At 71.8% G+C, this 21,481-nt stretch carries 18 protein-coding genes; 17 read left to right on the top strand and 1 reads right to left on the bottom strand.

Annotation, left to right across the window (positions count from 1 at the left end):
* Positions 1 to 100: 100 nt before the first annotated feature.
* The 13 genes from ACFCZF_RS18950 to ACFCZF_RS18890 all read left to right on the top strand — a co-directional run bounded on the left by ACFCZF_RS18950 (position 101) and on the right by ACFCZF_RS18890 (position 16,030).
* On the top strand, positions 101 to 1,081 hold the full coding sequence (locus ACFCZF_RS18950) for an aspartate carbamoyltransferase catalytic subunit (protein ID WP_376672625.1): 981 nt from the start codon (positions 101 to 103) through the stop codon (positions 1,079 to 1,081).
* Positions 1,082 to 1,085: 4 nt separating this feature from the next.
* Positions 1,086 to 2,372 carry a dihydroorotase gene (locus ACFCZF_RS18945; RefSeq protein ID WP_376672624.1) on the top strand — a complete coding sequence of 429 codons (1,287 nt, stop codon included), beginning with the start codon at positions 1,086 to 1,088 and terminating at the stop codon, positions 2,370 to 2,372.
* A complete protein-coding gene (locus ACFCZF_RS18940; RefSeq protein ID WP_376672623.1) occupies positions 2,369 to 2,935 on the top strand; it encodes a hypothetical protein in 567 nt (188 codons plus the stop codon). The genes ACFCZF_RS18945 and ACFCZF_RS18940 overlap by 4 nt, the downstream gene beginning before the upstream one ends.
* A complete protein-coding gene (gene carA / locus ACFCZF_RS18935; protein WP_376672622.1) occupies positions 2,932 to 4,074 on the top strand; it encodes a glutamine-hydrolyzing carbamoyl-phosphate synthase small subunit in 1,143 nt (380 codons plus the stop codon). Before ACFCZF_RS18940 ends, carA begins: the two co-directional genes overlap by 4 nt.
* A complete protein-coding gene (carB, locus tag ACFCZF_RS18930; RefSeq protein WP_375913781.1) occupies positions 4,067 to 7,375 on the top strand; it encodes a carbamoyl-phosphate synthase large subunit in 3,309 nt (1,102 codons plus the stop codon). Before carA ends, carB begins: the two co-directional genes overlap by 8 nt.
* A 64-nt stretch (positions 7,376 to 7,439) precedes the next feature.
* Positions 7,440 to 8,546, top strand: coding sequence for a quinone-dependent dihydroorotate dehydrogenase (locus tag ACFCZF_RS18925; protein WP_376672621.1), 1,107 nt, complete (start codon positions 7,440 to 7,442; stop codon positions 8,544 to 8,546).
* Positions 8,543 to 9,388 carry an orotidine-5'-phosphate decarboxylase gene (pyrF, locus tag ACFCZF_RS18920; RefSeq protein ID WP_376672620.1) on the top strand — a complete coding sequence of 282 codons (846 nt, stop codon included), beginning with the start codon at positions 8,543 to 8,545 and terminating at the stop codon, positions 9,386 to 9,388. Before ACFCZF_RS18925 ends, pyrF begins: the two co-directional genes overlap by 4 nt.
* Positions 9,389 to 9,611: 223 nt before the next feature.
* A complete protein-coding gene (locus tag ACFCZF_RS18915) occupies positions 9,612 to 9,935 on the top strand; it encodes an integration host factor (protein ID WP_003977346.1) in 324 nt (107 codons plus the stop codon).
* 37 nt (positions 9,936 to 9,972) lie between these two features.
* Positions 9,973 to 10,566 carry a guanylate kinase gene (gmk, locus tag ACFCZF_RS18910; protein WP_376672619.1) on the top strand — a complete coding sequence of 198 codons (594 nt, stop codon included), beginning with the start codon at positions 9,973 to 9,975 and terminating at the stop codon, positions 10,564 to 10,566.
* A 62-nt stretch (positions 10,567 to 10,628) separates the two neighbouring features.
* The gene (gene rpoZ / locus ACFCZF_RS18905) at positions 10,629 to 10,901 is read left to right on the top strand and encodes a DNA-directed RNA polymerase subunit omega (protein ID WP_003977348.1); all 273 of its coding nucleotides are present in this window, start codon (positions 10,629 to 10,631) and stop codon (positions 10,899 to 10,901) included.
* 132 nt (positions 10,902 to 11,033) lie between these two features.
* Complete coding sequence (gene coaBC / locus ACFCZF_RS18900) at positions 11,034 to 12,236, top strand: bifunctional phosphopantothenoylcysteine decarboxylase/phosphopantothenate--cysteine ligase CoaBC (RefSeq protein ID WP_376672618.1); 1,203 nt, start codon at positions 11,034 to 11,036, stop codon at positions 12,234 to 12,236.
* Positions 12,237 to 12,476: 240 nt separating this feature from the next.
* Positions 12,477 to 13,685 carry a methionine adenosyltransferase gene (metK, locus tag ACFCZF_RS18895; RefSeq protein ID WP_375913815.1) on the top strand — a complete coding sequence of 403 codons (1,209 nt, stop codon included), beginning with the start codon at positions 12,477 to 12,479 and terminating at the stop codon, positions 13,683 to 13,685.
* Positions 13,686 to 13,879: 194 nt separating this feature from the next.
* On the top strand, positions 13,880 to 16,030 hold the full coding sequence (locus ACFCZF_RS18890) for a primosomal protein N' (RefSeq protein WP_376672617.1): 2,151 nt from the start codon (positions 13,880 to 13,882) through the stop codon (positions 16,028 to 16,030).
* A gap of 97 nt (positions 16,031 to 16,127) precedes the next feature.
* Here ACFCZF_RS18890 and ACFCZF_RS18885 read toward each other — a convergent pair whose 3' ends face one another.
* Positions 16,128 to 16,679 (bottom strand): hypothetical protein, encoded by a 552-nt coding sequence (locus ACFCZF_RS18885; protein WP_376672616.1) that lies wholly within the window; start codon positions 16,677 to 16,679, stop codon positions 16,128 to 16,130.
* A 330-nt stretch (positions 16,680 to 17,009) separates the two neighbouring features.
* Between ACFCZF_RS18885 and fmt the strand changes: the two genes are divergently transcribed.
* The 4 genes from fmt (at position 17,010) to ACFCZF_RS18865 (ending at position 21,381) form a co-directional block, all read left to right on the top strand.
* Complete coding sequence (gene fmt / locus ACFCZF_RS18880) at positions 17,010 to 17,942, top strand: methionyl-tRNA formyltransferase (protein ID WP_376672615.1); 933 nt, start codon at positions 17,010 to 17,012, stop codon at positions 17,940 to 17,942.
* Between the two features lie 81 nt (positions 17,943 to 18,023).
* Positions 18,024 to 19,451: an RsmB/NOP family class I SAM-dependent RNA methyltransferase gene (locus ACFCZF_RS18875; RefSeq protein ID WP_376672614.1), complete on the top strand. Its 1,428-nt coding sequence runs from the start codon at positions 18,024 to 18,026 to the stop codon at positions 19,449 to 19,451.
* Positions 19,452 to 19,573: 122 nt separating this feature from the next.
* Positions 19,574 to 20,260 carry a ribulose-phosphate 3-epimerase gene (rpe, locus tag ACFCZF_RS18870; protein WP_375913830.1) on the top strand — a complete coding sequence of 229 codons (687 nt, stop codon included), beginning with the start codon at positions 19,574 to 19,576 and terminating at the stop codon, positions 20,258 to 20,260.
* A 77-nt stretch (positions 20,261 to 20,337) separates the two neighbouring features.
* Positions 20,338 to 21,381 (top strand): sugar-binding transcriptional regulator, encoded by a 1,044-nt coding sequence (locus ACFCZF_RS18865; RefSeq protein ID WP_376672613.1) that lies wholly within the window; start codon positions 20,338 to 20,340, stop codon positions 21,379 to 21,381.
* Positions 21,382 to 21,481 lie beyond the last annotated feature (100 nt).

The raw sequence follows: 21,481 nt of genomic DNA, 5'->3' as shown, positions 1-21,481 counted from the left end.
CGTCCAGCCGTGCCGTACGCCCGCTCGGTGCGCCCGCACGCGTACCCGGCCGCCCGAATCATCCCGCTCTTCCGCTGAATCGCCTTACGGAGCCTCACAGATGCAGCGTCATCTCATCTCGGCCGCCGACCTCACCCGCGACGACGCCATCCTGATCCTCGACACCGCCGAGGAGATGGCCCGGGTCGCCGACCGGCCGATCAAGAAACTGCCGACCCTGCGCGGCCGTACCGTCGTCAACCTCTTCTTCGAGGACTCCACCCGGACCCGGATCTCCTTCGAGGCCGCCGAGAAGCGCCTGTCCGCGGACGTCATCAACTTCACCGCCAAGGGCTCCAGCGTCTCCAAGGGCGAGTCCCTCAAGGACACCGCCCAGACGCTGGAGGCCATGGGCGTCGACGCCGTCGTCATCCGGCACAGCGCCTCCGGCGCCCCGTACCGCCTGGCCACCTCCGGCTGGATCGACGCGGCCGTCGTCAACGCCGGGGACGGCACCCACCAGCACCCCACCCAGGCCCTGCTGGACGCCTTCACGATGCGCCGCCGCCTGGTCGGCCGCGACGCCGGCCTCGGGAAGGACCTGGACGGACGCCGGATCACCCTCGTCGGCGACATCCTGCACAGCCGCGTCGCCCGCTCCAACGTCGACCTGCTGCACACCCTGGGCGCCGAGGTCACCCTCGTCGCCCCGCCCACCCTGCTGCCGGTCGGCGTCGAGACCTGGCCCTGCGAGGTCTCCTACGACCTCGACTCGACGCTGACCAAGTCCGACGCGGTGATGCTGCTGCGCGTGCAGCGCGAGCGTATGAACGCCGCGTTCTTCCCGACCGAGCGCGAGTACTCCCGCCGCTACGGCCTCGACGGCGACCGCATGGCGCGGATGCCCGACCACGCCATCGTGATGCACCCCGGCCCGATGGTCCGCGGCATGGAGATCACCGCAGAGGTCGCCGACTCCGACCGCTGCACCGTCGTCGAGCAGGTCACCAACGGCGTCTCCATCCGGATGGCCGTCCTGTACCTGCTGCTCGGCGGCAACGAACCCGCCGTCACCCACGCCCGCACCACCGAGGAGAAGTAAGAGCATGAGCAAGACCCTGATCCGCGGTGCGAAGGTGCTCGGCGGCGAGCCGCAGGACGTGCTGATCGACGGCGGGACCGTCGCGGAGGTGGGCACCGGGCTGAGCGCCGAGGGCGCCGAGGTCGTCGAGGCCGACGGCAAGGTGCTGCTGCCCGGCCTGGTCGACCTGCACACCCACCTGCGCGAGCCCGGCCGCGAGGACTCCGAGACCGTCCTCACCGGCACCCGCGCCGCGGCGAGCGGCGGCTACACCAACGTCTTCGCCATGGCCAACACCTTCCCGGTCGCCGACACCGCCGGCGTCGTCGAGCAGGTCTGGCGGCTCGGCAAGGAGTCCGGCTACTGCGACGTGCAGCCCATCGGCGCCGTCACCGTCGGCCTGGAGGGCGTCAAGCTCGCCGAGCTGGGCGCCATGCACGAGTCCGCGGCCGGCGTCACCGTCTTCTCCGACGACGGCAAGTGCGTCCACGACGCCGTGATCATGCGCCGCGCCCTGGAGTACGTGAAGGCCTTCAACGGCGTCGTCGCCCAGCACGCCCAAGAGCCCCGGCTGACCGAGGGCGCCGAGATGAACGAGGGCGTCGTCTCCGCCGAGCTGGGCCTCGGCGGCTGGCCCGCCGTCGCCGAGGAGTCGGTCATCGCCCGGGACGTGCTGCTCGCCGAGCACGTCGGCTCCCGCGTCCACATCTGCCACCTGTCGACGGCCGGCAGCGTCGAGATCGTCCGCTGGGCCAAGTCCCGCGGCATCGACGTCACCGCCGAGGTCACCCCGCACCACCTGCTCCTCACCGACGAGCTGGTCCGGTCCTACAACCCGGTCTACAAGGTCAACCCGCCGCTGCGCACGGAGCGCGACGTCATGGCCCTGCGCGAGGCGCTCGCCGACGGCACGATCGACATCGTCGCCACCGACCACGCCCCGCACCCGCACGAGGACAAGGACTGCGAGTGGGCCGCCGCCGCCATGGGCATGGTCGGCCTGGAGACCGCGCTGTCGGTGGTCCAGGAGACCATGGTGGACACGGGCCTGCTGGACTGGGCCGGCGTCGCCGACCGCATGTCCTTCAAGCCCGCGCAGATCGGACAGGCCACCGGGCACGGCCGTCCCGTCTCGGCTGGTGAGCCCGCCAACCTCACCCTCGTCGACACGGCATACCGTGGCCAGGTGGACCCCGCGGGCTTCGCCTCGCGCAGCCGCAACACCCCGTACGAGGGTCGCGAGCTGCCGGGCCGTGTGACGCACACGTGGCTGCGGGGCAAGGCCACGCTCGTCGACGGGAAGCTCACGTGACACCTGTAATCCTGCTGGCCGCCGAGAAGGAATCGGCGGAAGTGACCGACTGGGCCGCCCGGATCGGCTGGGTCGTCGGCCTCGGCCTGTTCGTCGCGCTCGTCTACTGGCTGATGCGCGAGGGCTGGAAGTGGCGCAGCACCCTCCAGGGCGACCTGCCGGAGCTGCCCAGCGCGCCGGACGACCTGGGTGCGGCCAAACTGACGATGAGTGGCCGCTACCACGGCTCCACCACCGCCGGCCACTGGCTGGACCGCATCGTGGCGCACGGCCTGGGCACCCGCAGCCGGGTCGAGCTGACACTGACGGACGCGGGACTGGACGTCGTACGCCCCGGTGCGAGCGACTTCTTCGTCCCCGTCGCCGCGCTGCGCGAGGCCCGGCTCGACAAGGGCATCGCCGGCAAGGTCCTCACCGAGGGCGGCCTGCTCGTCGTGACCTGGGAACACGGCGACAAGATGATCGACTCCGGCTTCCGCTCCGACCACGCGGCCGAGCACAACGAGTGGGTCGAAACACTGAACGACATGATCAACAAGACGGAAACGGAAGGCGCGCGATGACGACCTCCACCAGGGGAGCCGGCAAGGCTCCCGCCGTACTCGTCCTGGAGGACGGCCGGACCTTCCGCGGCCGTGCCTACGGGGCCGTGGGGGCCACGTTCGGCGAAGCCGTGTTCTCCACCGGTATGACCGGCTATCAGGAGACCCTCACCGACCCGTCGTACCACCGCCAGGTGGTCGTGATGACCGCCCCGCACGTGGGCAACACCGGCGTCAATGACGAGGACATGGAGTCCAGGAAGATCTGGGTCTCCGGCTACGTCGTGCGCGACCCCGCGCGCGTGCCCTCCAACTGGCGCTCAACGCGCTCCCTTGACCAGGAGCTGGCCGCCCAGGGCGTCGTCGGCATCTCCGGCATCGACACCCGCGCCCTCACCCGCCACCTGCGCGAGCGCGGCGCCATGCGCGTCGGCATCTTCAGCGGCGACGCGATCCAGGACGACGCCGCACTGCTGGCCCGCGTCCAGGAAGCCCCCGAGATGACCGGCGCCGACCTCTCCGCCGAGGTCGCCACCACCGAGGCGTACGTCGTCCCGGCGATCGGCGAGAAGAAGTTCACCGTCGCCGCCGTCGACCTCGGCATCAAGGGCATGACCCCGCACCGCATGGCCGAGCGCGGCATCGAGGTGCACGTGCTGCCCGCCACGGCGACCGTCGAGGACGTCTACGCCGTCAACCCGGACGGCGTGTTCTTCTCCAACGGCCCCGGCGACCCGTCCACCGCCGACCACCCCGTCTCCGTGATGCAGGGCGTCCTGGAGCGCGACACCCCGCTGTTCGGCATCTGCTTCGGCAACCAGATCCTGGGGCGCGCGCTCGGCTTCGGCACATTCAAGCTGAAGTACGGCCACCGCGGCATCAACCAGCCGGTGCAGGACCGTACGACCGGCAAGGTCGAGGTCACCGCGCACAACCACGGCTTCGCCGTCGACGCCCCGCTCGACAAGGTCTCCGACACCCCCTACGGCCGCGCCGAGGTCTCCCACGTCTGCCTCAACGACAACGTGGTGGAGGGCCTCCAGCTCCTCGACAAGCCGGCCTTCAGCGTCCAGTACCACCCCGAGGCGGCTGCCGGCCCGCACGACGCCGCCTACCTGTTCGACCGCTTCGTGAAGCTCATGGAGGGCCAGCGTGCCTAAGCGCACCGATATCCAGTCCGTCCTGGTCATCGGCTCCGGCCCGATCGTCATCGGCCAGGCCGCCGAGTTCGACTACTCCGGCACCCAGGCGTGCCGCGTGCTCAAGGCCGAGGGCCTGCGCGTCGTCCTGGTGAACTCCAACCCCGCGACGATCATGACCGACCCGGAGATCGCCGACGCCACTTACGTCGAGCCGATCACCCCCGAGTTTGTCGAGAAGATCATCGCCAAGGAGCGGCCCGACGCGCTGCTGCCCACCCTGGGCGGCCAGACCGCGCTCAACACCGCCATCTCGCTGCACGGCAACGGCGTCCTGGAGAAGTACGGCGTCGAGCTGATCGGCGCCAATGTGGAGGCCATCAACAAGGGCGAGGACCGCGACCTCTTCAAGGACGTCGTGGAGGAGGTCCGCAAGAAGATCGGCCACGGCGAGTCGGCCCGCTCCTACATCTGCCACTCCATGGACGACGTCCTCAAGGGCGTCGAGGAGCTCGGCGGCTACCCGGTCGTCGTGCGCCCCTCCTTCACCATGGGCGGCGCCGGCTCCGGCTTCGCCCACGACGAGGAGGAACTGCGCCGCATCGCCGGCCAGGGCCTCACCCTCTCGCCGACCACCGAGGTGCTCCTTGAGGAGTCCATCCTCGGCTGGAAGGAGTACGAGCTGGAGCTGATGCGCGACAAGAACGACAACGTCGTGGTCGTCTGCTCCATCGAGAACTTCGACCCCATGGGCGTCCACACCGGCGACTCGATCACCGTGGCGCCCGCGATGACGCTGACCGACCGCGAGTACCAGGTGCTGCGCGACGTCGGCATCGCGATCATCCGCGAGGTCGGCGTCGACACCGGCGGCTGCAACATCCAGTTCGCGGTGAACCCCGAGGACGGTCGCGTGATCGTCATCGAGATGAACCCGCGCGTGTCGCGCTCGTCGGCGCTCGCCTCCAAGGCGACCGGCTTCCCGATCGCCAAGATCGCGGCCAAGCTCGCCGTCGGCTACACCCTGGACGAGATCCCGAACGACATCACGCGCGAGACCCCGGCCTCCTTCGAGCCGACCCTCGACTACGTGGTCGTCAAGGCCCCGCGCTTCGCCTTCGAGAAGTTCCCGAGCGCGGACTCCACGCTGACCACCACCATGAAGTCGGTCGGCGAGGCCATGGCCATCGGCCGCAACTTCACCGAGGCCTTCCAGAAGGCACTGCGCTCGCTGGAGAAGAAGGGCAGCCAGTTCACGTTCGTCGGCGAGCCCGGCGACAAGGGCGAGCTGCTGCGCGAGGCCGTGCGGCCGACCGACGGCCGGATCAACGCCGTCATGCAGGCCATCCGCGCGGGCGCCACGCCCGAGGAGGTCTTCGAGTACACGAAGATCGACCCCTGGTTCGTCGACCAGCTCTTCCTCATCAAGGAGATCGCCGACGAGCTCGCCGAGGCCCCCGAGCTGACCACGGACCTGCTCGCCGAGGCCAAGCGGCACGGCTTCTCCGACCAGCAGATCGGCGAGATCCGCGGCCTGCGCGAGGACGTCGTCCGCGAGGTGAGGCACGCGCTCGGCATCCGCCCGGTCTACAAGACGGTCGACACCTGCGCCGCCGAGTTCGCCGCGAGGACGCCGTACTTCTACTCCTCCTACGACGAGGAGACCGAGGTCGCGCCCCGCGAGAAGCCCGCGGTGATCATCCTGGGCTCCGGCCCGAACCGCATCGGCCAGGGCATCGAGTTCGACTACTCCTGCGTCCACGCCTCCTTCGCGCTCAGCGACGCCGGGTACGAGACCGTGATGGTCAACTGCAACCCGGAGACCGTCTCCACCGACTACGACACCTCCGACCGGCTGTACTTCGAGCCGCTCACCCTGGAGGACGTCCTGGAGATCGTCCACGCGGAGCAGCAGGCCGGCCCGGTCGCGGGCGTGGTCGTCCAGCTCGGCGGCCAGACCCCGCTGGGCCTGTCGCAGGCGCTCAAGGACAACGGCGTGCCGGTCGTCGGCACCCCGCCCGAGGCCATCCACGCCGCCGAGGACCGGGGCGCCTTCGGCCGGGTCCTCGCGGAGGCCGGCCTGCCCGCCCCCAAGCACGGCACCGCCACCACCTTCGCCGGGGCCAAGGCCATCGCCGACGAGATCGGCTACCCGGTCCTCGTCCGGCCCTCCTACGTCCTCGGCGGACGCGGCATGGAGATCGTCTACGACGAGACCCGCCTGGAGGCGTACATCGCCGAGTCGACCGAGATCAGCCCGTCCCGCCCGGTTTTGGTCGACCGGTTCCTGGACGACGCGATCGAGATCGACGTCGACGCCCTGTACGACGGCGAGGAGCTGTACCTCGGCGGCGTCATGGAGCACATCGAGGAGGCCGGCATCCACTCCGGCGACTCGGCGTGCGCCCTGCCCCCGATCACGCTCGGCGGCTTCGACATCAAGCGGCTGCGCGCCTCCACCGAGGGCATCGCCAAGGGCGTCGGCGTGCGCGGCCTGATCAACATCCAGTTCGCGCTGGCCGGGGACATCCTCTACGTCCTGGAGGCCAACCCGCGCGCCTCGCGCACCGTCCCCTTCACCTCGAAGGCGACCGCGGTGCCGCTGGCCAAGGCCGCCGCCCGTATCTCGCTCGGCGCGACCATCGCCGAGCTGCGCGCCGAGGGCCTGCTTCCGGCCACCGGCGACGGCGGCGAGCTGCCGCTGGACGCGCCGATCTCCGTCAAGGAGGCCGTGATGCCGTGGTCCCGCTTCCGGGACATCCACGGTCGCGGCGTCGACACGGTCCTCGGCCCGGAGATGCGCTCCACCGGCGAGGTCATGGGCATCGACTCCGTCTTCGGCACGGCGTACGCCAAGTCGCAGGCGGGCGCCTACGGGCCGCTGCCGACCAAGGGACGGGCATTCATCTCGGTCGCCAACCGCGACAAGCGTTCGATGATCTTCCCGGCCCGCGAGCTGGTCGCCCACGGCTTCGAGCTGATGGCCACCTCCGGCACCGCCGAGGTCCTGCGCCGCAACGGCATCAACGCCACCGTCGTGCGCAAGCAGTCCGAGGGCACCGGCCCGAACGGCGAGAAGACCATCGTCCAGCTGATCCACGACGGCGAGGTCGACCTCATCGTCAACACCCCGTACGGCACCGGCGGCCGCCTCGACGGCTACGACATCCGTACGGCGGCCGTGGCACGCTCCGTGCCGTGTCTGACGACGGTCCAGGCGCTCGCCGCGGCGGTCCAGGGCATCGACGCCCTCAACCACGGCGACGTGGGAGTGCGCTCGCTCCAGGAACACGCGGAATTCCTGACCGCGGCCCGCGACTAGCAGCCAGCCCCGAGGGGGACACCGGAAACGGTGTCCCCCTCTTCATGAGGCTTCAAGAGGAACCATGTACAAGACCTTCTTCTCCCTCGTCTTCAAGCGGATGGACCCCGAGCGGGCGCACCACCTCGCCTTCCGCTGGATCCGCCTCGCCGTCCGCGTCCCCGTCCTGCGCACCTTCGTCGCGGCCGTGCTCGCGCCCCGCTACAAGGAACTGCGCACCGAGGCCTTCGGGCTGCGCATGCACGGTCCCTTCGGGCTGGCCGCCGGCTTCGACAAGAACGCGGTGGCCATCGACGGCATGGCGATGCTCGGGTTCGACCACGTGGAGATCGGCACGGTCACGGGGGAGCCGCAGCCCGGCAACCCCAAGAAGCGGCTGTTCCGTCTGGTGAGCGACCGGGCGCTGATCAACCGCATGGGCTTCAACAACGACGGCTCACTGGCCGTCGCCGCCCGTCTGGCCTCCCGCACGCCCGTCGTCCGGACCGTCGTCGGCGTCAACATCGGCAAGACGAAGGTCGTCCCGGAGGAGGAGGCCGTCGGCGACTACGTGAAGTCCGCCGAGCGCCTCGCCCCGCACGCCGACTACCTCGTCGTCAACGTCTCCTCCCCGAACACGCCCGGACTGCGCAACCTCCAGGCGGTGGATCACCTGCGTCCGCTCCTGAGCGCCGTCCGCGAGGCCGCCGACCGCGCCGTCACCGCGCGGCGCGTCCCGCTTCTGGTCAAGATCGCGCCCGACCTCGCCGACGAGGACGTCGACGCGGTCGCCGACCTGGCCGTGGAGCTGGGCCTGGACGGGATCATCGCCACCAACACCACCATCGCGCGCGAGGGACTCGGGCTGACGTCCTCGCCGGTGCTCGTCCGGGAGACCGGCGGCCTGTCCGGCGCACCGCTCAAGGAGCGCTCCCTGGAGGTGCTGCGCCGCCTCTACGCGCGCGTGGGCGACCGGATCACTCTGGTGGGCGTCGGTGGCGTCGAGACCGCCGAGGACGCCTGGCAGCGCATCCTGGCCGGGGCCACGCTGGTCCAGGGCTACAGCGCGTTCATCTACGAGGGTCCCTTCTGGGGCCGCGCGATCCACAAGGGGCTCGCCGCCCGCCTGCGGCAGAGCCCGCACGCCACCCTCGCCGACGCGGTCGGCGCCGACGTCAGGACGAACGCATGACGGTACTCGAACCCTTCGGCGCCCGGCTGCGCCGCGCGATGGACGAGCGCGGGCCGCTGTGCGTCGGCATCGACCCGCACGCCTCCCTGCTCGCCGAGTGGGGTCTGAACGACGACGTGGCCGGCCTGGAGCGCTTCAGCCGCACCGTCGTGGAGGCGGTGGCCGACCGGGTCGCCGTGCTCAAGCCGCAGAGCGCCTTCTTCGAGCGCTTCGGTTCGCGCGGCGTCGCCGTACTGGAGAAGTCGGTCGAAGAGGCGCGGGCGGCCGGCGCCCTGGTCGTCATGGACGCCAAGCGCGGCGACATCGGCTCGACCATGGCCGCGTACGCCGAGTCGTTCCTGCGCAAGGGCGCCCCGCTGTTCTCGGACGCGCTGACCGTCTCGCCGTACCTCGGCTACGGGTCCCTGAGGCCGGCCGTCGACATGGCGCGCGAGAGCGGTGCGGGCCTGTTCGTGCTGGCGCTGACCTCCAACCCGGAGGGCGGCGAGGTCCAGCACGCGGTCCGGGCCGACGGGCGGAGCGTCGGGGCAACGGTGCTGGCGCACCTGGCCGCCGAGAACGCAGGGGAGGAGCCCCTGGGGTCCTTCGGCGCGGTGGTAGGCGCCACCCTCGGCGACCTGTCGTCGTACGACCTGGGCATCAACGGCCCGCTCCTCGCACCCGGCATCGGCGCCCAGGGAGCCACCCCCGCGGATCTGCCACGGGTCTTCGGCGCCGCGGTGCGCAACGTCGTTCCGAACGTCAGCCGGGGTGTGCTTCGTCACGGCCCCGATGCGGCCGCGTTGCGGAAGGCCGCGGACCGTTTCGCGGAGGAGATCAGGACCGCGGTCACGGCGTCCTGACTCTGGATACATCCTCAAATCCGAGGCAGTATGTCCTATATGTCCGTCCTGACGGAGGCTGACCAGGACTTTTCCGCTGTTCTCGCTGACTCTTGAGGACTTGGACGCTAGTCTCCGGGAAGAGTCAACGGGCAAGCGTGTTGCTCGTAGCTCCCCAGGTGTGGGGCGACTAGGTTCCTCACCGGTCCGTATCCGACAGTTCGACATCCGAGGTGACGTAGGCGTGGCTCTTCCGCCCCTTACCCCTGAACAGCGCGCAGCCGCGCTCGAAAAGGCCGCCGCGGCTCGCCGGGAGCGGGCCGAGGTCAAGAATCGACTCAAGCACTCCGGCGCCTCCCTCCACGAGGTCATCAAGCAGGGCCAGGAGAACGACGTCATCGGCAAGATGAAGGTCTCCGCCCTCCTCGAGTCCCTGCCGGGCGTGGGCAAGGTCCGCGCCAAGCAGATCATGGAGCGACTGGGTATCTCCGAGAGCCGCCGTGTGCGCGGGCTCGGTTCCAACCAGATCGCCTCCCTGGAGCGCGAGTTCGGCAGCACCGGCAGCTGAGTCCGGACCACTCCGGGATTGCTGGAATAATCGCTGCATGGCTGCAACACCCCGGGGGACGTCCCCCGTACCCCCGGACGCACGTCCGCGGCTGACCGTGCTCTCCGGCCCCTCGGGGGTCGGCAAGAGCACGGTCGTCGCTCATATGCGCAAGGAACACCCCGAGGTCTGGCTGTCGGTCTCGGCGACGACCCGCAGGCCCCGCCCCGGCGAGCAGCACGGTGTCCACTACTTCTTCGTCACCGACGAGGAGATGGACAAGCTGATCGCCAACGGTGAGCTGCTGGAGTGGGCCGAGTTCGCCGGCAACCGCTACGGCACACCGCGTGCGGCCGTACTGGAGCGCCTGGAGGCCGGTGAGCCGGTGCTCCTGGAGATCGACCTCCAGGGCGCGCGGCAGGTCCGCGAGTCCATGCCCGAGGCCCAGCTGGTGTTCCTGGCCCCGCCCTCCTGGGAAGAGCTGGTGCGCAGGCTCACCGGCCGGGGCACCGAGCCGCCGGAAGTGATCGAGCGCCGCCTCGCCGTGGCCAAGGTCGAGCTGGCGGCCGAGCCGGAGTTCGACCAGACCCTGGTCAACACCTCCGTCGAGGATGTGGCGCGCGAGCTGCTAGCCTTGACGAACGTCGTGTGATCGTTACTGGTCACCCTGCGAACATCCCGACTTCATCTTTCCCATCCATCGGAAGGTAGAGCGTGTCCTCTTCCATCTCCGCGCCCGAGGGCATCATCAACCCGCCGATCGACGAGCTCCTCGAGGCCACGGACTCGAAGTACAGCCTCGTGATCTACGCGGCCAAGCGGGCCCGCCAGATCAACGCGTACTACTCGCAGCTCGGCGAGGGCCTCCTCGAGTACGTGGGTCCCCTCGTGGACACCCACGTGCACGAGAAGCCGCTCTCGATCGCCCTGCGCGAGATCAACGCGGGGCTGCTGACCTCCGAGGCCATCGAGGGTCCGGCGCAGTAGTGCCGACAGTATCGGCGGTAGTATTTTCAGCCTGAAGCTGACTTTTCCACAGGCCCGGCAGTCCGTCTGCCGGGCCTGTGGTGTGTGATGGGTCGTACGCGACATCCGAGCCGGGGAGACGGGGAGCAGACGGTGGACAAGCCCAAGGTCGTTGTGGGGGTCAGCGGCGGCATCGCCGCGTACAAGGCCTGTGAGCTGCTGCGCAGGTTCACGGAGTCGGGACACGAGGTCCGGGTCGTCCCCACCGCCTCCGCGCTGCACTTCGTCGGCGCCGCCACCTGGTCCGCGCTGTCCGGCAATCCCGTGTCGACCGAGGTGTGGGACGACGTCCACCAGGTCCCGCACGTGCGCATCGGTCAGCACGCCGACCTGGTCGTCGTCGCCCCGGCCACCGCCGACATGCTCGCCAAGGCCGCCCACGGCCTCGCCGACGACCTCCTCACCAACACACTGCTCACGGCCCGCTGCCCGGTCGTCTTCGCCCCCGCCATGCACACCGAGATGTGGGAGCACCCGGCCACCCAGGAGAACGTGGCGACGCTGCGCCGCCGCGGTGCCCTCGTGATCGAACCGGCCGTCGGCCGCCTCACCGGCGTCGACACCGGCAAGGGCCGGCTGCCCGACCCGGGCGAGATCTTCGAGGTCTGCCGCCGGGTGCTCGCCCGCGGCGTGCGCGAGCCGGACCTCGCCGGACGGCACGTCGTCGTCAGCGCCGGCGGCACCCGGGAGCCCCTCGACCCGGTCCGCTTCCTCGGCAACCGCTCCTCCGGCAAGCAGGGCTACGCCCTCGCCCGCACCGCCGCCGCCCGGGGCGCCCGCGTCACGCTGGTCGCGGCGAACGCGTCGCTGCCGGATCCGGCCGGCGTGGACGTGGTCCCGGTGGGCACGGCCGTGGAGCTGCGCGAGGCGATGCTGCGCGCCGCGGCGGACGCCGACGCCGTCGTCATGGCCGCGGCGGTCGCGGACTTCCGGCCGGCTGTGTACGCCGCCGGGAAGATCAAGAAGAAGGACGACCAGGAACCCGCGCCGATCACCCTGGTGCGCAACCCGGACATCCTCGCGGAGATCTCCACGGGCCGGGCCCGCTCCGGGCAGCTGGTCGTCGGCTTCGCGGCCGAGACCGACGACGTCCTCGCCAACGGCCGGGCGAAGCTGAAGCGCAAGGGCTGCGACCTCCTCGTGGTCAACGAGGTGGGGGAGCGCAAGACCTTCGGGTCCGAGGAGAACGAGGCCGTGGTCCTCGGCGCCGACGGCAGCGAGACTCCGGTGGCGCACGGCCCCAAGGAAGCCCTGGCCGAGACGGTGTGGGACCTCGTGGTGGAACGGCTCGGCTGAATGACTCATTCACTTCACCCGGCTCGTGAACCGCTCGCATTCGAGCGTGGCGGCCCTGGCCAAGGGTGCTTCGTTCCAGGCAGAATGCCCGTGCCGCAGGTCACAGCCCTCCCGAGAGCTGAGACGGGTGGGTCCGCGGCAGAGCGCGACCGATAAACTGTTCTCGGACGTCGCCGGGTGCAGCTCCCCGTGCCGTCCACCAATGATCAGCCAGCAGCCGCTGCAACCCCAGGGAGCGTTGTGTCCCGTCGCCTGTTCACCTCGGAGTCCGTGACCGAAGGTCACCCCGACAAGATCGCTGACCAGATCAGCGACACGATTCTCGACGCGCTACTGCGTGAGGACCCGACTTCCCGGGTCGCCGTCGAAACCCTGATCACCACCGGTCTGGTGCACGTGGCCGGCGAGGTGACGACCAAGGCCTACGCGGACATCGCCACGCTGGTCCGCGGCAAGATCCTGGAGATCGGCTACGACTCCTCGAAGAAGGGCTTCGACGGCGCCTCCTGCGGTGTCTCGGTCTCGATCGGCGCCCAGTCCCCGGACATCGCGCAGGGCGTCGACACGGCCTATGAGAACCGGGTCGAGGGCGATGAGGACGAGCTGGACCGGCAGGGCGCCGGTGACCAGGGCCTCATGTTCGGCTACGCGTCCGACGAGACGCCGACCCTGATGCCGCTCCCGGTCTTCCTGGCGCACCGCCTGTCCAAGCGCCTGTCGGACGTCCGCAAGAACGGCACGATCCCCTACCTGCGCCCGGACGGCAAGACGCAGGTCACCATCGAGTACGACGGCGACAAGGCCGTCCGCCTCGACACGGTCGTCGTCTCCTCCCAGCACGCGAGCGACATCGACCTGGAGTCCCTGCTGGCTCCCGACATCAAGGAATTCGTCGTCGAGCCGGAGCTCAAGGCGCTGCTCGAGGACGGCATCAAGCTCGACACGGAGAACTACCGTCTCCTGGTCAACCCGACCGGCCGCTTCGAGATCGGCGGCCCGATGGGCGACGCCGGCCTGACCGGCCGCAAGATCATCATCGACACCTACGGCGGCATGGCCCGCCACGGCGGCGGCGCCTTCTCCGGCAAGGACCCGTCCAAGGTCGACCGCTCCGCCGCGTACGCGATGCGCTGGGTCGCCAAGAACGTCGTCGCCGCGGGCCTCGCCGCCCGCTGCGAGGTCCAGGTCGCCTACGCCATCGGCAAGGCCGAGCCGGTCGGTCTCTTCGTGGAGACCTTCGGCACCGCCAAGATCGACACCGAGAAGATCGAGAAGGCGATCGACGAGGTCTTCGACCTCCGTCCGGCCGCCATCATCCGTGACCTCGACCTGCTCCGCCCGATCTACGCCCAGACCGCGGCGTACGGCCACTTCGGCCGCGAGCTTGCCGACTTCACCTGGGAGCGCACGGACCGCGTGGATGCGCTGCGGCAGGCGGCGGGGCTGTAAGGCGCCCGAGCGCTCCGCCTGACGGCCGACGGCACGTCGCGAGGCCCGGTGTCCCCGGTGGGGACGCCGGGCCTCGGCGTGTCCGCGCGCGGGCAGGGCAGGTGCGCGGCGCAGCGGTGTGCGCCCGGGTGCCGTCGTTCGGCGCCGTCGTTCGGCGTCGTCGTTTGTCAGTGGTCTTTGGTAGGAATGCAGGCGTGAGCAGCGAGAACGAACCGGCGGGCGGTGGCGCTCAGGACGCGCCGCCCGAACAGCTCGCGCTCATCCGGGAGAGCGTGCGCGAGGCGAAGGCGCCGCGGGCCAAGCCGCGGACCTGGCGCGGAGCGGCGCTCGCCAAGGAACTGCCCGTCGCCCGGGTCCTCGTCGACAAGGGCGTACTCCACCTCGACAGGTACTTCGACTACGCCGTGCCCGAGGAGCTCGACGCCGACGCCCAGCCCGGCGTGCGGGTGCGGGTGCGGTTCGGCGCCGGGCGGCACCGGGTGCGGGACGGGCGGCGCGAGGGCGGGGGGCTCATCGACGGCTTCCTCGTCGAGCGGCTCGCCGAGTCCGAGTACTCGGGCCCCCTCGCCGCGCTGGCCCAGGTCGTCTCGCCCGAGCGGGTGCTCGACGAGGAACTGCTCGGACTCGCGCGGGCGGTCGCCGACCGGTACGCGGGCAGCCTCGCCGACGTGCTGCAGCTCGCCGTACCGCCGCGCAACGCGCGCGCCGAGAAGCGGACGTCGCCCGATCCGCTGCCCCCGCCGCCGGTGCCCGAGCCGGGGTCCTGGACGCGGTACGAGCAGGGGGCCGCGTTCGTGGCGGCCCTCGCCTCGGGGGGTGCGCCGCGCGCGGTGTGGAACGCGTTGCCAGGTCCGCGGTGGAGCGAGGAGCTGGCGCGGGCAGTGGCGGCGACGCTGGCCTCCGGCCGGGGCGCCCTCGTCGTCCTGCCGGACGGGAGGGCCGTCGCCCGCGCCGACGCCGCGCTGACCGCCCTGCTGGGCGAGGGACGGCACGCGGTGCTCACCGCCGACGCCGGACCCGAGAAGCGGTACGCGCAGTGGCTCGCGGTGCGCCGAGGGACCGTACGGGCCGTCGTCGGGACCCGCGCAGCCATGTTCGCGCCGGTGCGGGACCTGGGTCTTGTCGCCCTCTGGGACGACGGCGACGACAGCCACAGCGAGCCGCACGCCCCGCAGCCGCACGCTCGCGAGGTGCTGCTGCTGCGCGCCGCCCAGGACAGGTGCGCCTTCCTGCTGGGGGGCTGGAGCTGCACCGTGGAGGCCGCCCAGCTCGTGGAGACCGGCTGGGCCCGGCCGCTGGTCGCCGCGCGGGAGCAGGTGCGGGCCGCCGCCCCGCTGGTGCGGACCGTGGGGGACCAGGACCTGGCCCGGGACGAGGCCGCCCGCGCCGCTCGGCTGCCGACCCTCGCCTGGCAGGCCGTCAGGGACGGGCTGCGGCACGGACCGGTGCTCGTGCAGGTGCCCCGGCGGGGGTACGTTCCGCGGATGGCGTGCGCCGCGTGCCGGACGCCCGCGCGATGCCGGCACTGCTCGGGGCCGCTGGAGGGGCAGGAGTCCGGGGCCGCGCTGCGGTGCGGCTGGTGCGGGCGGGAGGAGGGCGGGTGGCACTGCCCGGAGTGCGGGGCGTTCCGGTTGCGCGCCCAGATCGTGGGGGCGCGCCGCACCGCCGAGGAACTGGGGCGGGCGTTCCCGGCGGTGCCGGTGCGCACCTCGGGGCGCGAGCAGGTGCTGGACACCGTGCCGGAGACGCCCGCGCTGGTCGTCAGCACTCCGGGGGCCGAACCCGTCGCCGAGGGCGGCTACGCGGCGGCCCTGCTGCTCGACGGCTGGGCGATGCTCGGGCGGCCCGACCTGCGCGCCGGTGAGGACGCGCTGCGGCGCTGGCTGGCCGCCTCCGCGCTGGTGCGCCCGCAGAGTGCCGGAGGCACCGTCGTCGCGGTCGCCGAGCCGACCCTGCGGCCGGTGCAGGCGCTGGTGCGCTGGGACCCCGTCGGCCATGCGGTGCGGGAACTGGCCGAGCGGGCCGAGCTGGGCTTTCCGCCGGTGTCGCGGATGGCGGCCGTGGCGGGGCCGGCGGAGGCGGTGGCCGACTTCCTGCGCGCGGTCGAGCTGCCGCCCGAGGCCGAGGTGCTGGGTCCGGTGCCGCTGCCGGTCACGGCCGCGGGGCGTCCACGGCGGGTGGGCTCGCCGCCGCCCGAGGAGCACTGGGAGCGGGCGCTGGTCCGGGTGCCGCCGGGGCGCGGGGCGGCGCTGGCCGGTGCGCTGAAGGCCGCTCAGGCGGCGCGGATGGCGCGGGGGAGCGACGCGGCGGTGTGGGTGCGGATCGATCCGCCCGACATCGGGTGACGGCGTAGGCGGAGGCGTACACACAAGAACCCGCTGTCCTCCCGCGTGAACCGGGCGGACAGCGGGCCGGTGAGCCGTCGTGGCTCAGCCGTTGCGGCTAGCCGTTGCGCGGGCCGGGGAAGGCCGTCGGCCGGACGTCGTCGCGCAGGACCGGGCTGCCCGCCGTCGGCTGGGTCGGCAGGGAGCGGGCGGCCGGGACCGTGGGCACGGTGGGGAGGCCGGAGCCCACGTTGACCGGGTGGGTGCCCGTCGGTTCCGGTGCGTGCTCGGGGGTCTCGGTGGCGGAGGCCGCCTGGGTCGCGGCGCGGCGGGAGCCGTAGCGGCGGTGCACCGCCTGCTTGGTGACGCCGAGTGCGGAGCCCACCGCGTCCCACGAGAAGCCGAGCGAACGGTCGAAGTCCACCGCGGCCGTGACCAGGGTCTCGACGCTGTCCCGCAGCTCCTGGGCGAGACGGACCGTCGGGGCGGGGGCCCGCCCGTAGACGACGAAGCCCGTGGAGGGGCCGGAGCGGCGCGGGCGGTAGACGTTGCCCAACTGGGCGGTGAGGGTGCGCAGTGCGTCCACCTGCCGGCGGACCCGCTCGATGTCCCGCACCAGCAAGTGCAGGCTGGCCCGAGCCTGGGCGTCGTGGGTTGCGTGGTCGGCCATGAACAAGCCTCTCGAACCGGCGTTGAAAGGAATCGGGCCGCGCGGGCGGTCCGGTGGTCAACTCTTCCTTGACCAACGCGTGGGCGCTCCGGTGGTCACGGGGTGGGGGCGTGGCGGCATATGCGTGCGCCTGTTTTCGCCGGGCGTGCGCCTTGGCCTTCGGCCGTCGGCGGTGTTCTTTCCCACCCGCGCACCACCCGTTTCCAGTCGGTCGAGAGGCGGACGTCTGCCGTGGGGGTGCGTCGCCGTCGGCGGCTGTCCGTCCGGGGGTGGGCTCGTAGACTGGGGCGCTGCCCGACATCCGCCCCGCCCGAGAGGCTCGTCCCACCCATGAAGCTCGTCTTCGCCGGTACCCCCGAGGTCGCCGTTCCCGCCCTGGACGCACTGATCGCCTCCGGGCGCCACGAGGTGGCCGCCGTCGTCACGCGGCCCGACGCTCCGGCCGGGCGCGGGCGCCGACTGGTCGCCTCTCCCGTGGCCGAGCGTGCGGAGGAGGCCGGGATCGAGGTGCTCAAGCCCGCGAAACCGCGCGACCCGGAGTTCCTGGAGCGGCTGCGCGAGATCGCGCCCGACTGCTGCCCCGTCGTCGCCTACGGTGCCCTGCTGCCCCGCGTCGCCCTCGACGTGCCCGCCCGAGGCTGGGTCAACCTGCACTTCTCGCTGCTGCCCTCCTGGCGCGGAGCAGCGCCCGTGCAGCACGCGCTCATGGCGGGCGACGAGATCACCGGCGCGTCCACCTTCCTGATCGAGGAGGGCCTCGACTCCGGCCCCGTGTACGGGACGGTCACCGAGACCATCCGGCCCACCGACACCAGCGGCGACCTGCTGACCCGGCTCGCCTTCGCCGGCTCCGGGCTGCTCGCCGCCACCATGGACGGCATCGAGGACGGCAGCCTGAAGGCCGTACCGCAGCCGGCCGACGGCGTCACCCTCGCCCCGAAGATCACCGTCGAGGACGCACGGGTCGACTGGGCCGCCCCGGCGCTGCGTGTGGACCGGGTGGTGCGCGGCTGCACCCCGGCCCCCGGCGCCTGGACCACCTTCCGGGGCGAGCGGCTCAAGCTCGTACAGGCCCTGCCCGTGCCCGACCGGACGGATCTCGCCCCGGGGCAGCTCGCCGCCGGCAAGAACAACGTGCACGTCGGCACCGGCTCGTACGCCGTCGAGCTGGTGTGGGTGCAGGCTCAGGGCAAGAAGCCGATGCGGGCCGCGGACTGGGCGCGCGGCGTGCGGATCGCCGAGGGCGAGTCGCTCGGCGACTGACCTGCGCCTCCGCAGCCACCGTTCACCGGTCCGAAGTACGCTGGTGAGCTCACTTCATCCCACACCCGGAGCACCTTTTTCGTGAGCGAGCAGCCCCGTCGTCCCCGTAAGCCCGGCAAGCCGTACCGCAGGCCCCAGAAGGACCCCGTCCGCATCCTCGCCTTCGAGGCGCTCAGGGCCGTCGACGAGCGGGACGCGTACGCCAACCTCGTTCTGCCGCCGCTGCTGCGCAAGGCCCGGGAGAAGGAGGGGCCCGAGAACTTCGACGCCCGGGACGCGGCCCTCGCCACCGAGCTGGTGTACGGGACGCTGCGCCGACAGGGGACGTACGACGCGATCATCGCCGACTGCGTCGACCGGCCGCTGCGGGAGGTCGACCCGCCGGTGCTGGACGTGCTCGGTCTCGGCGTCCACCAGCTGCTCGGGACGCGGATCCCGAGCCACGCCGCCGTGTCCGCCACCGTGGAGTTGGCGCGGGTCGTGCTCGGCGACGGGCGGGCCAAGTTCGTCAACGCCGTGCTGCGCAAGGTCGCGCGGGACGATCTCGACGGGTGGCTGGAGCGGGTCGCCCCGCCCTACGACGAGGACCCCGAGGACCACCTCGCCGTCGTCCACTCGCATCCGCGCTGGGTCGTCTCCGCGCTGTGGGACTCCCTCGGCGGCGGCCGGGCCGGCATCGAGGAACTGCTGGCCGCGGACAACGAGCGGCCCGAGGTCACCCTCGTCGCCCGCCCCGGACGGGCCACGGCCGACGAGCTGCTGGGCGAGGAGGCCGCCGTACCGGGGCGCTGGTCGCCGTACGCGGTGCGGCTGAGCGAGGGCGGCGAGCCCGGGGCCGTCGACGCCGTACGGGAGAACCGGGCCGGCGTGCAGGACGAGGGCAGCCAGCTTGTCGCGCTCGCGCTGGCGAACGCGCCCCTGGACGGGCCGGACCGGCGCTGGCTGGACGGGTGCGCCGGGCCGGGCGGCAAGGCCGCGCTCCTGGGCGCCCTGGCCGCCGAGCGCGGCGCCTTCCTGCTCGCCTCCGAGAAGCAGCCGCACCGGGCCGGTCTGGTGGCCAAGGCACTGGACGGAAATCCGGGGCCCTACCAGGTCATCGCGGCCGACGGCACCCGCCCGGCGTGGCGGCCCGGCGGCTTCGACCGCGTCCTGGTCGACGTGCCCTGCACCGGGCTCGGCGCCCTGCGCCGCCGCCCCGAGGCGCGCTGGCGGCGCCGTCCCGAGGACCTGGACGGCTTCGCCCCGCTCCAGCGCGGGCTGCTGCGCAGCGCCCTGGAGGCCGTACGGGTCGGCGGCGTCGTCGGCTACGCGACCTGCTCCCCGCACCTCGCGGAGACCAGGGCCGTGGTCGCGGACGTCCTCAAGCAGTTCCCCGACGCGGAACTCTTCGACGCCCGCCCCCTTCTTCCGGACGTCCCTGACCTCGGCGAGGGCCCCGACGTACAGCTGTGGCCCCACCTGCACGGCACGGACGCCATGTACCTCGCTCTGATCCGCCGCACCGCGTAACGCGCCCCAAAGGGGCGCGGGGAACTGCGCGAGCAACCACGAACCACCCGCACCGCGAAGACAACCGCGTCCCCCGGGGACCCGTCCCGCCCCGCCCCCGCAGGGCATGGCAGTCTTGGGGCATGGCCGCGCAGATCAACCCCAGCATCCTTTCCGCCGACTTCGCCCGCCTCGCGGACGAGGCCAAGGCGGTCGGGGGAGCCGACTGGCTCCACGTCGACGTCATGGACAACCATTTCGTCCCCAACCTCACGCTCGGCGTGCCGGTCGTGGAGTCCCTGGCCAGGGCGACGGACACCCCGCTGGACTGCCACCTGATGATCGAGGCCCCCGACCGCTGGGCGCCCCAGTACGTGGAGGCGGGCGCCGGTTCCGTCACCTTCCACGTCGAGGCGGCCGCCGCGCCGGTGCGGCTCGCCCGGGAGATCCGGGCCAAGGGCGCCCGCGCGTCCATGGCGCTGCGGCCGGCGACGCCCATCGAGCCGTACGAGGATCTGCTCCCGGAACTCGACATGTTGCTGATCATGACGGTTGAACCGGGCTTCGGCGGGCAGGCGTTCCTCGACATCATGCTCCCGAAGATCCGGCGCACCCGTGAGTTGATCAAGAAGCACGGTCTGGAGCTGTGGCTCCAGGTCGACGGCGGGGTGTCGGCATCGACGATCGAGCGGTGCGCCGAGGCCGGCGCCGACGTCTTCGTCGCGGGTTCCGCCGTGTACGGGGCGTCCGACCCGGCCGAGGCGGTACGTGCATTGCGCACGCAGGCCGAGGCGGCGACCGCCAAGGCGTCCTGGGCGTGCGACCACTGAGGAACAGAACGTGAACGGCTCCCATCAGGGCTGATCAAGTGCGCCGAATCTGCAAGGATGAACGGCGTATCCAGAGTGTGAACAGCAGTGAGGAGATCGCCGTGTCGGGTATGTCGGCGGGCCGTTCAGCCATGCGGATGGGACCCGCTGAGCTGGTCCAGGCGGCGGCCATGGCCCGCCGCTTCTACCTTGAGGGCAAGTCCAAGATCCAGATCGCGGAGGAGTTCGGCGTCAGCCGCTTCAAGGTGGCCAGGGTCCTCGAGACCGCCCTTGAGAGAGACCTTGTACGAATCGAGATCCGGGTGCCGGCCGAGCTGGACGCCGAGCGCTCGGATGCCCTGCGGGCCCGCTACGGGCTCAGGCACGCCGTCGTGGTGGAGTCCCCGGCCGATGCCGAGGAGACGCCCGACCCGGAGAACCTGGGAGAGGTGGCCGCCGACCTGCTCGGCGAGCTGGTCAACGAGGGTGATGTGCTGGGCTTGGCCTGGGGCCGGTCCACCATCCACATGGCGGCGGCGCTCGACAAGCTGCCGCCGTGCACGGTGGTGCAGCTGACGGGCGTGTACGACGCCGGGACCGCCGAGCGCGGCTCGGTCGAGGCCGTGCGCCGCGCCGCCCAGGTTTCGGGCGGCGACGCCCACCCCATCTACGCGCCGATGCTGCTGCCGGACGCGGCGACCGCACAGGCGCTGCGCCACCAGACCGGGATCGCCCGGGCCTTCGAGTACTTCGACAAGGTCACGGTCGCCTGCGTCTCCATCGGCTCCTGGGAGCCCGGCATCTCGACGGTGCACGACATGCTCAGCGACGAGGAGCGCGCGCACTACGCCTCGCTCGGTGTCGCCGCCGAGATGTCCGCGCACCTCTTCGACGCCGAGGGGCGCCGGGTCGGCCGGGACCTGGGGGAGCGGTGCATCACGGTCAAGGCCGACCAGCTCCGCCGTATCCCCGAGGTCGTGGCGATCGCGGGAGGGGCGCGCAAGGCGGCGGCCATCGACGCGGTGCTGCGCTCCGGTCTTGTCACCAGCCTGGTGACGGACACGTCGGCCGCTGACTACCTGATGACGGTGGGCTCGACGCCGAAGTCGACGCTCAACCGGACGGACCCGGACGGCATCTGACGACGGATCAGGCGATCAGGCGGTCGGACGATCAGGCGCTCGGACGATCTGGCGATCTGGCGATCTGGCGATCAGGCGATCAGGAGAAGGAGAAGGGCGC

Source organism: Streptomyces sp. NPDC056296, from assembly GCF_042268605.1.
Lineage (GTDB): Bacteria > Actinomycetota > Actinomycetes > Streptomycetales > Streptomycetaceae > Streptomyces.
Note: the sequence above shows the minus strand (reverse complement) of the source record. Positions and strands in the feature narration are given on the sequence as shown.